Origin of the sequence: Ruminococcus sp. 210702-SL.1.03 (assembly GCF_020559915.1) — a bacterium.
In the GTDB taxonomy this organism is placed as follows: domain Bacteria; phylum Bacillota; class Clostridia; order Oscillospirales; family Ruminococcaceae; genus YE71.
In genome coordinates this window covers 87750-96303 of sequence record NZ_JAJCLZ010000012.1, presented here as the reverse complement: position 1 = coordinate 96303, position 8554 = coordinate 87750, and the positions used below count along the sequence as shown (strand labels likewise).

Here is an 8554-nt window from a genome sequence, read left to right as displayed (position 1 = left end):
GCAGTGCAGTAACGCCCACAGCAGGGTCTTTCCAACCGGGCTGCGCCAGCGCACCGGCAACGTCCATCGCAACAGTTTCATACGATGTTGTGTAGCACTCAGCTCTGCCGATGAGAGCAGGGGAGCTTGTTGACATAATGGCTATAGCTGCTAGGATAGATATTATTTTTTTCATAACTTCTTCCTCCTAAGTATACTTGATACCAGTTTTATTTTTTCTATGATACCATTATATCACAAAAACGATCCAAAATCAATTAACATTTTGTAAACATTTGATAATTGTTATATATCTTATTTTCTACTTTTGGCTTCTGCTTTTGTATTACCGTTGACCTTATCAACTACGGCAGAAATTTTATCACCATATACTACTTCGCCGCTTTCGGCAAATTCCCTCATATCGTCCGCGGATAAGCCGTTATTGCGGCATACTTCGTCTGCCCATTGTCTGTTTTCCAGAGATACGCTGCCCTCATATGCACAATAATTTATTATCGCAGCCGCTGCGAGTTTTATATCGTTCTTATCAAAACCGTTATCGAGCATATCGTTGATTGCTCCGTCCTCATTCAAGGAATACATATCGCTGTTGTATCCTATTGTTGCTATGAGCATACTTGCCGCTTCCGTAATATCAAAAGACTTTACATTTTCTTTAGTCGTTGCAGTCTGAGCTGCTTCGGCAATATTTTCATCGGTAGGATTTTCCTCAGCTCTTTTCATCATCAATGCAGCCGTTGATCTCATGTTTTCGTCGGCAGCCTGCTTTTCCTCTACAGTAAAGGGATTTTTGTATTCTGATTTTTCAAGTTTCTTCTTTTCCTCATTCAGCTTTTTGATCTTATCATACAGCTTATTCTGCTTTATCTTTATGTCGTTAGCTTCTGTATAAGTTTGAGCATCTTCATATTTCTGACAGAGCTTATCAAGTCTTATGTTAGCCTTATTTATTTTTGCTTCGTTCAGTCTGCACTGCGACGAGTGCAGCGAATTAACCGAGTCAACAAAAACAGCACGACGTTTATCAGTATTAAGTATTGCAAAGCTACGGATAATTCCACTCATTGCAGCACACTTATCGTACTTGCTCTGAGTTATATCTATATTTGTTTCGACCTTGTTGATTCTCCTTTTATCCTTTGCGACCTTATTTTCAAGCTTAGGTACAGTTTCTTTCTCCAGCTTTTCAAGCTTCTTGATATTATGCTCACGCACAGAATTTAATACGTTGTTTATAACGCCGATCGACATGCGTTCGGCGGTGGTTTCAAGCATTTTGTTAATATCTTTAAGACGTTCTATCCTGTCCTTGGTATCATTAAGCTTAGCTTCATGTCTGTCAAGCTTGTCTGCCTGTTCCGCGCGTTTGCGCTCTAAGCTATCAAGCTTTGCTACATATCCTTTTGCGGCCGTCGAAAAGATCGGAAGCAGACTAAGCTCATGACAGCTCAGCGATATTTCGCTGCTATCATCATTGAGCGGAACTATTTCCTGCCGTTCTCTTGGCTTTCTATCGCCGATAAGTTCTTCAAGCTGCTCATCGGTCTGCTGCTGACGTTTTCTTATCATATCAAACTGTTTCATCATTTCGGCATTCTGCGCAGCAATGTTTTCAAGATACTGCTGCATATTGATCTCATACTCTGTCATTTTTTATATCCTTTCCGCCTATAGTCATATTTTTCAGCTTCATTCTCTTCTGTTGTATGCTTGTTCTTCTCAATGTACTTTGTCCGAACAGATATATCATTTTGCTGTTGCAGATTTATATATCTGTCAAGACGCTCCGCAGCTTCTTTCGCTTCTTTCAAGCTGCTATAGTTAAATGATAATGCGTAAGTAATTCGGTCGCCTGATAGTTCAGGTGCTGTTACTACAATATATCCGTCATCATCGCTGCTTGACATAACAGCGGTATTATCATTTAGCGATCTGAGCTGCATCAATTTATTTTCTTTAAAAGAAAATAAAAAAACATCATATTTTCTCCGCAGGAGTTTCTTCGTTTCCGCGAAAGGTGTCTGTTTTTTCTTCTGCCGGCGGCTCAGGTATCTCAGTTTTTTCTTCCATTGCTCCAAATACTGAAGAGTGCGCCAACAGCTCCTCATACATTGTTCTCACTTGCGCAGGAACGTATTTTTTGTACTGCTTGTTGATCGCAGCAGTAAAACTTTCTGCGACAAGCTCTTTGAGCATTTCAAGCTGATCTTCTTTTTCATCCTTATTCTGATTTACATAGTAATTTATAAGCTCGTATTTGCGCATATCAAGGCTTGAGATCTCTACGTTTTCTCTGCCTATAGTCATAACGAGTTTTATGGTATTATCGTTTTTCTGTTTCTTCATGGTTACCCTCTCCAAATGTAAAAGAGCAGCCGCTGCCGACTGCTCTTTAAACTTGATCGTTATTTCTTATCCTTATAGAATTCCTCGTATGTATGATACACATAATCTTCCATTATTTTGTGTTCTATATACAGAGCCTTCTGCTTTTCCCATTTGCAGACCCCGAAATAATCATCAGAATGAGGACGATCTTTGTGTACAAGGTTATATTCCTTGCTCAGTTCGTCATAATACGCTTTTGCTTTTTCGTCGATCCAACGAGGCACGATCTGCCATGTGCAATGCCAAACATGCAGATCTTTATCAAGTGGATGCTGCTCTTCGATCCACTTTTGCCACGCTCTGCCCCAACGTCCTATCGGTTTTTCAAGCATTCGCTTTTCTTCCGAATCATCAGTGTACTCCACCTCGGGCAGTACTTGTCCGGTCGAGCTTATTTTGTAGCTTTGGTAATCAATTGCCATAATTCTTCTCCTTTCGATTTTCTGCCTACAGGCAGACTGTTATTACTTTTATCAGAATGGTACTCCGTCGTCATATATCATTTCGACTTCGTATTCTTCAAAATCAGGCTCTTGCTGCTGCGGTATGGGCTCGCTATTTGAAACACGTTTAGTATTTTTCGTATCGAGCAACTCGATTTCGTGAACGATTATTTCCGTAGAGTTGATTTTCTGTCCCTCTTTGTTGGTGTAAGAACTGCTGCTCAGTTTGCCATGTATCAGAAGCTTTGCTCCCTTGTGAGTATATCTTTCGATGCACTCAGCTGCTCCTTTAAAAGCGGTACACTTGAAAAAATCTGCGGATTTACTTTCGGTTTGTCTTGATTTTGGTAAATCAACAGCAAATCTAAATCTTGCAACTTTTACGTCGTTACTTGATACAAAAATCTCTGCATCGTTTACCATTCTTCCTACTAATGTGACCGAATTGTACATTTTTAAATTCCTCCTTTTATGGTCGTGTTAAATATTTCCTTTAATACATTATACTGCATATTTAATTAAAATTCAATAGTTTTTGTGTAAAAGAATTTAATCGTGATGCGAATTGTTCCTAATAAGCTTATCTATTCTGTTAGTAGTTATTTTGAACAATTTGCATATAATCACTTTGTCCGGTAAATGATCATAATAATCACATATGCAGTTGTTTCGCACTTGCGCCATCGTAATATTCTCATTGCAGCATTTTTTTGCAATCATGTGAAAATCACGATTTATGCCGTTTACGTTTAAGCGTTCTCGAAATCTGTTCAGAAAAAAAGCATTGCAATTAGTATCTCCCAAGTATTTTTTTCGTTTATCAAGATATATAGCCAATAGTTCGTGTGGAAAGCTATCGTTAATTAAACGTATGAGCAGATGATTTGAATTTATAACGATCTCATCACCGTTAATGCTGTCTATATCCATGCAACTTAAATCGTTAGGTTTCAGTCCAAACAATATACACATTATTACAATTATTTTAGCTCTTATTTCTCCGTAGGACTCTTTGTCACTAAGATTGGAGCAATAGAGATATAACGAACGTATATCTTCATTTCTTGCAAATGGTATTTCTTCGCAAGGAATAGCAGTATCATTTTTGCGTTTTTGGCTCATACAGTAACGTACTACTCCACGCAGCGTACACAACCGACGTTTAATGCTTCTCGGAGATTCGTGCTGCACATTTTTCAACCAATCAACATATTTTTCCTCCTCATCTTCATCAGATAGAGCAAAAGCACTTTTATTTACTGTAACTAGATATTCTCTTAATGATTTTATATCATACGCATAGCTTTTCTTTGTTCTCGCTGAAAGTGAGGTTAATTGCTTTTCATATCCAATAAATACCATATCATTGACGTTTTTATATTTAGTATTCATATTAAAACTTCACGCTTCTCTTATGCGCATAAGATATTATCATATCTTTTTTACAAATCTTTTCAAGTTTGTGTTGTGCATCATATGTATATAGCGGATGTTCTCTAAATAGATCTGTTATACTGTCAAAGTATTCGAAATGTACATCTCTAGGTTCAGAAGTTTCAAAATCATGTATTGCGATTGCTTCAATCTTGTCTAATCCGGAAAAAGCTGAATCTGAGATAAGTGTCAGCGAATTTGGCAGCCACAGAATACGCAGCTCTGGCAAATTACGCAGCGCATAATCTTGTATAAAATAACAACTTGCCGGTATAAACAAAAGCGTAGCATCGGTATCAATAGTTGGAAAATCGCTGTTTTTAATACTTGTAATACCGTCGCTTAATATTATATTTTTTGACATTTTTTATTTCGTCACCTCTTTATCAAACATTAAGTTGATTTTTTTATAGTAATCGTCATCATCGAGAAAATAATCACCCCTTTCAAAATCTATTTTTAAAAGGAAAAAGCAGCCACTTTTCATGACTGCTTTTCAAAATCATATTTTGTTTTTCTGCCTATAGGCGGACTTTTTATCTGCCGCGACCGCCGCCGCGATTCTGATCATTATTTGCATTCAGATCATTTATATCACGGCTGAAAAATCTCAGCAGCTCTTCTGTTGACATACTATTCAGGTCGGCATAGATGCTTTCCTTCATAGATTGCTGACCCTCAATAAAGGCTTTCTCAGAAGCTTTTTCAAGTTCTGCTCTTCCTTCTGCTCTTCCTTCTGCTCTTCCTTCAGCCAGACCCTTGGCTCGTGCTGCTTCCATAGCTTCTTTCAATTCCATTTGCCTTGTATACTCTCTGCTGGCTCTTTCATGAGCTGCTTCTTCATCAGCTCGTTTTAATGCACGGATATACGCTTCGTCATTTATTCTGTCGAGTTTGTCTACTGCGCTGCTGTAAGAGGTATCGGTCATATTCTCTTTCATTTCACTCAGCTCCTCTCGTGTCGTTACGTTCATCAGCTTTATCCATTTTGTTTTTCTGTCCTCTTCATTCAGCCTTATTCCGGCTGCTCTTGCTTTGGGTAGTTCAACAAAATGTATTTCCAGTTTATCTGTGAGAGCTTCTCCTCTTTGAGTTTCACATATCATGAATTTAGAGCAGTACTCATCACATTTAAACATATTAAAATCAAGCAAATTGAGCGTGATAGCTTTTCTTGTGTTTCCATAAGGTGTACCGGCCGGCAAGCTGCCACGGTACATTTCTGCCCAGTAATAAAGGGTACGGTCAGAAAAATCCTTTTCACTTTCGCATTGGATCTCTATGTCTATCTCCGTTTCGCCTATTCTAGTGCGCACATCTAAGCGTGATCCTTTTTTCTCAAGTTCTTCCGGCGATACTTCGGTATTCATTATAGATATATCATTTTCACTTTTTATATCAAGACCGACCATATCGTTAAGGAAGCCTTTAAGGATATTTTTACTGTCCTCACTGCCGAAAAGCTTTTTAAAAACTATGTCTTTTTTCGGCGAGTAAATTTTGTTATCAAGCTCATCATTATTATACTTCATTTTTATACCTCCATTATATCACGTTTATCATTTTTTGTCAATAAAAAAGGCAACCACTTTTATGGCTGCCTTCAAAAAAGTATTTTGTTTGACATAACTGACATATTATGATAAAATATATTTGTACTATTGTGTACTTACTGAATTTCAATTTTCTTAAACTTTTCTACCCATAAAGCTACACATCCAAAATCACCCTCTTGCTTTCTAAACTTTTTATCTTGAGTTATGAAAACTAAAGCGTGTGGTTTATTATCTTCATTTTGATTTTGTATCACAATTTTATAAATTGAACCAGTGTATGTACAATTATCTTCGTAAGTTACCCTGACTTTCATTTTTTCTTCGATAAACATAATTTTGGAGGTATCGTATTATGAAGTGTGTCGATTTTGCGCCACTTATTCAAAGTATGAAAACAAACAATGTAGATAAAGAACATTACAGTTTTAATTATAATAAATTTAAGTTCGATGTAATTTTTTCTTTATCACATAATGGCTATCAAATTCTAGTTGCGATTCATAACCAAAATTGGGGATGCGTGCTTAACATGAATAAGTATTTTATTGTTGAAATGAATAATGAGGATTATTATTCACTTTGCAAAATTCTTAATTTAAGTTGGAGCAAAGATCACTTTAATTCATCTACGTTCCTCCGCCTCCTTTCTGAAAAAGCACCTCGAAAATCTTCTTTACAAGGTGTTGATTATAGAGAATTAAGAAAATACTCGTCTTTTCGTCATGTTGACGAAAATGAGAAAATATATTTTTGCGGATGGAATGATCACCTAAAAGATAAAAGGCAAGCCCGCAATTTCGATAAAACCGAATTTTACTTAGGTAAAACTGTTGCTGATTATTGCAGACGTAATAATATCAGCTCTCTATGGTCAAGTTTTCCGAGGGATGAGCGAAGCGTGACCAACCCATGGGATATATAATCCCATAAAGCTCATATTCTATTTTTCTGCCTAAAGGCAGATTTTAAACTCCTGCTATCAACGCTATATCTCGTCATTAAAGTACTCTTCCAGCAGCATAATGACTAGTTCGGAAAGCTCTTCTTCGCTATGTTCATTCATTTTTTCAGCCATGTCTTTTTTCTCTGAAAGAAAAGAATTGAATACCTCGTTCTTATAACGCTTCTTCGGCGGCTTCTTTTCGAGAAACTTTGCAAGTGATTCCACGTCTGCTGCAAGATCACTTTTCAGAAAAGTTATTGCTTTCTTGCAGAGTGAAACATTCATTGGTTTCTCGTTTATTGAAACGTAACGAGCAAGTATTCTTTGCTGCTTAGACTGGAGATCTGTAAGCTCGTCGATGGAGTTTGTAGATATAAGCCCCATATCTATCGCTTCGATAAGCTCAGGTGAAAGCTTTGCAAGTTTTAGAAAACGATATGTCTGACGTTCTGATATATCAAACATTTCAGCCAGCATTTTGTTCGTTACTTTTTCATGTGCTGAATTTTCCTTGTATTTTATAAGTATCTTTGCGATTTCAGACGGCTTCGGCGAACCGTGACGGATATTTGATTCCACCACTATTCTGTATGCTTCCCAGTCGCTGCAATCAACTATTTTGACTTTAGCATTCTCAGCATTGTTCAGCTTCAACGCGGCAAGTCTGTGATGACCTGCCAGCAACTGATATTTTTCATCATCGATCTTGCGGACGATAAGAGGTTCAAGCTGACCGCTTTCAGCAATGCTTGCAGCTAGTGCATTAACTTTTGCTTCATCAATATCATACGGCTGCGTATTGCCGTCAGCGTCTTTGTATTCTTCAATGCTGCCTAAAGGCAGAGTTTCTTCTGCCGCTTGTTCGGACTTTTCAAGTATTTTGTCCAGTCGGCTTCTGTTTTCCCGAGGAGTTTCCATCCGCTTGCTGCGGGATTCATTTATTGCGTTAAAGTTCATTGCTGTATCCTCCTTACTTCATGCGGTCAAGCAGCTCATCTGCAAGAGCTTTGTATTCCTGCGCTGTCTTATTCGATTTTGAATTGCTGAACACCGCTGCCTTTTCTCTCAGCGATGTATCTGCAGCTGCGGTGCGGCTTATTGTAGTTCGGCATATCTTGTTAGGATAATTTTCAAAAAGCATTTGCTTCGTCATCTTGCAATTGTTTGTTCTCTCGCAGAATGTCGCAATGATACCGAGTATTTTAAGCTCAGGATTAAGTTCGTCGCGAATATCCTCGATCTGAACAATTGTGTTCGCAAGAGGCCCGTAATTAAACGGTGCAGCCCAACAGGGAATAAGTACATAGTCGGCAGCAGTCAGCGCATTATCTACAGTAATATCTACACTTGCATTGCAGTCTATAAGGATATAATCGTATTCGGAAAACACGTCATAACGAGTAAGCAGTCTGCGCAGTACCATTTCTTTTCCGCGTTCGGCAATGATTATTTTCGACAGATCGTTCATATCTGATAGATTAGTCGGAATTATATCAAGGTCATTTTCGTCATTGTGGCAAATATACTCGGCAACGTTTATATCAGCTCTCTTGTCGATAACATCGAACAACAGCTGTGCTATGTTCTTTTCTGCTCCGTAAAAGCCGAAGAAGTTTGAAAGTGACTCTTGCGCGTCAAAGTCTATCATAAGCACCTTGCTGCCTTTCATAGCGAGCGCCGCGCCGATATTGATAGCCGTTGTAGTTTTTCCACTGGACTTCTGGTTTGAGATAGCAATGATCTTTGTTTTATTGTTTTTCATGGTGTAACCCTCCATTTTTCTGTAA

At 38.0% G+C, this 8554-nt stretch carries 12 protein-coding genes; 1 reads left to right on the top strand and 11 read right to left on the bottom strand.

Annotated features, from left to right (window positions below; translation table 11 throughout):
- Positions 1 to 294 precede the first annotated feature (294 nt).
- The 9 genes from LI114_RS08215 to LI114_RS08175 all read right to left on the bottom strand — a co-directional run bounded on the left by LI114_RS08215 (position 295) and on the right by LI114_RS08175 (position 6156).
- Entirely contained in the window at positions 295 to 1653 is a 1359-nt protein-coding gene (locus LI114_RS08215) for a hypothetical protein (RefSeq protein WP_227220276.1), read from the bottom strand.
- Positions 1650 to 1949, bottom strand: coding sequence for a hypothetical protein (locus tag LI114_RS08210; RefSeq protein ID WP_227220275.1), 300 nt, complete (start codon positions 1947 to 1949; stop codon positions 1650 to 1652). Before LI114_RS08210 ends, LI114_RS08215 begins: the two co-directional genes overlap by 4 nt.
- Positions 1950 to 1980: 31 nt before the next feature.
- Positions 1981 to 2349, bottom strand: coding sequence for a hypothetical protein (locus tag LI114_RS08205; protein WP_227220274.1), 369 nt, complete (start codon positions 2347 to 2349; stop codon positions 1981 to 1983).
- Positions 2350 to 2408: 59 nt separating this feature from the next.
- Entirely contained in the window at positions 2409 to 2813 is a 405-nt protein-coding gene (locus tag LI114_RS08200; protein WP_227220273.1) for a hypothetical protein, read from the bottom strand.
- Between the two features lie 51 nt (positions 2814 to 2864).
- Positions 2865 to 3287, bottom strand: a complete 423-nt coding sequence (locus tag LI114_RS08195) for a single-stranded DNA-binding protein (protein ID WP_227220272.1) — start codon at positions 3285 to 3287, stop codon at positions 2865 to 2867.
- A 96-nt stretch (positions 3288 to 3383) separates the two neighbouring features.
- A complete protein-coding gene (locus LI114_RS08190) occupies positions 3384 to 4226 on the bottom strand; it encodes a tyrosine-type recombinase/integrase (RefSeq protein ID WP_227220271.1) in 843 nt (280 codons plus the stop codon).
- Between the two features lies 1 nt (position 4227).
- On the bottom strand, positions 4228 to 4632 hold the full coding sequence (locus tag LI114_RS08185; protein ID WP_227220270.1) for a leucine-rich repeat protein: 405 nt from the start codon (positions 4630 to 4632) through the stop codon (positions 4228 to 4230).
- Between the two features lie 172 nt (positions 4633 to 4804).
- Positions 4805 to 5800 (bottom strand): Rpn family recombination-promoting nuclease/putative transposase, encoded by a 996-nt coding sequence (locus tag LI114_RS08180; RefSeq protein ID WP_227220269.1) that lies wholly within the window; start codon positions 5798 to 5800, stop codon positions 4805 to 4807.
- A gap of 137 nt (positions 5801 to 5937) precedes the next feature.
- Positions 5938 to 6156 (bottom strand): hypothetical protein, encoded by a 219-nt coding sequence (locus LI114_RS08175; RefSeq protein WP_227220268.1) that lies wholly within the window; start codon positions 6154 to 6156, stop codon positions 5938 to 5940.
- A 20-nt stretch (positions 6157 to 6176) separates the two neighbouring features.
- On the opposite strand from LI114_RS08175, the gene LI114_RS08170 reads away from it, so the two are divergent.
- Complete coding sequence (locus LI114_RS08170) at positions 6177 to 6746, top strand: DUF6037 family protein (protein WP_227220267.1); 570 nt, start codon at positions 6177 to 6179, stop codon at positions 6744 to 6746.
- A gap of 63 nt (positions 6747 to 6809) precedes the next feature.
- Here LI114_RS08170 and LI114_RS08165 read toward each other — a convergent pair whose 3' ends face one another.
- Complete coding sequence (locus LI114_RS08165) at positions 6810 to 7724, bottom strand: ParB/RepB/Spo0J family partition protein (RefSeq protein ID WP_227220266.1); 915 nt, start codon at positions 7722 to 7724, stop codon at positions 6810 to 6812.
- Positions 7725 to 7737: 13 nt separating this feature from the next.
- A complete protein-coding gene (locus tag LI114_RS08160; RefSeq protein WP_227220265.1) occupies positions 7738 to 8529 on the bottom strand; it encodes a ParA family protein in 792 nt (263 codons plus the stop codon).
- Between the last annotated feature and the right edge of the window lie 25 nt (positions 8530 to 8554).

Coding starts and splice junctions, on each gene's coding strand:
- LI114_RS08215 (WP_227220276.1), bottom strand. CDS start 1,653: ATGACAGAGTATGAGATCAATATGCAGCAGTATCTTGAAAACATTGCT.
- LI114_RS08205 (WP_227220274.1), bottom strand. CDS start 2,349: ATGAAGAAACAGAAAAACGATAATACCATAAAACTCGTTATGACTATA.
- LI114_RS08200 (WP_227220273.1), bottom strand. CDS start 2,813: ATGGCAATTGATTACCAAAGCTACAAAATAAGCTCGACCGGACAAGTA.
- LI114_RS08195 (WP_227220272.1), bottom strand. CDS start 3,287: ATGTACAATTCGGTCACATTAGTAGGAAGAATGGTAAACGATGCAGAG.
- LI114_RS08190 (WP_227220271.1), bottom strand. CDS start 4,226: ATGAATACTAAATATAAAAACGTCAATGATATGGTATTTATTGGATAT.
- LI114_RS08185 (WP_227220270.1), bottom strand. CDS start 4,632: ATGTCAAAAAATATAATATTAAGCGACGGTATTACAAGTATTAAAAAC.
- LI114_RS08180 (WP_227220269.1), bottom strand. CDS start 5,800: ATGAAGTATAATAATGATGAGCTTGATAACAAAATTTACTCGCCGAAA.
- LI114_RS08175 (WP_227220268.1), bottom strand. CDS start 6,156: ATGTTTATCGAAGAAAAAATGAAAGTCAGGGTAACTTACGAAGATAAT.
- LI114_RS08170 (WP_227220267.1), top strand. CDS start 6,177: ATGAAGTGTGTCGATTTTGCGCCACTTATTCAAAGTATGAAAACAAAC.
- LI114_RS08165 (WP_227220266.1), bottom strand. CDS start 7,724: ATGAACTTTAACGCAATAAATGAATCCCGCAGCAAGCGGATGGAAACT.
- LI114_RS08160 (WP_227220265.1), bottom strand. CDS start 8,529: ATGAAAAACAATAAAACAAAGATCATTGCTATCTCAAACCAGAAGTCC.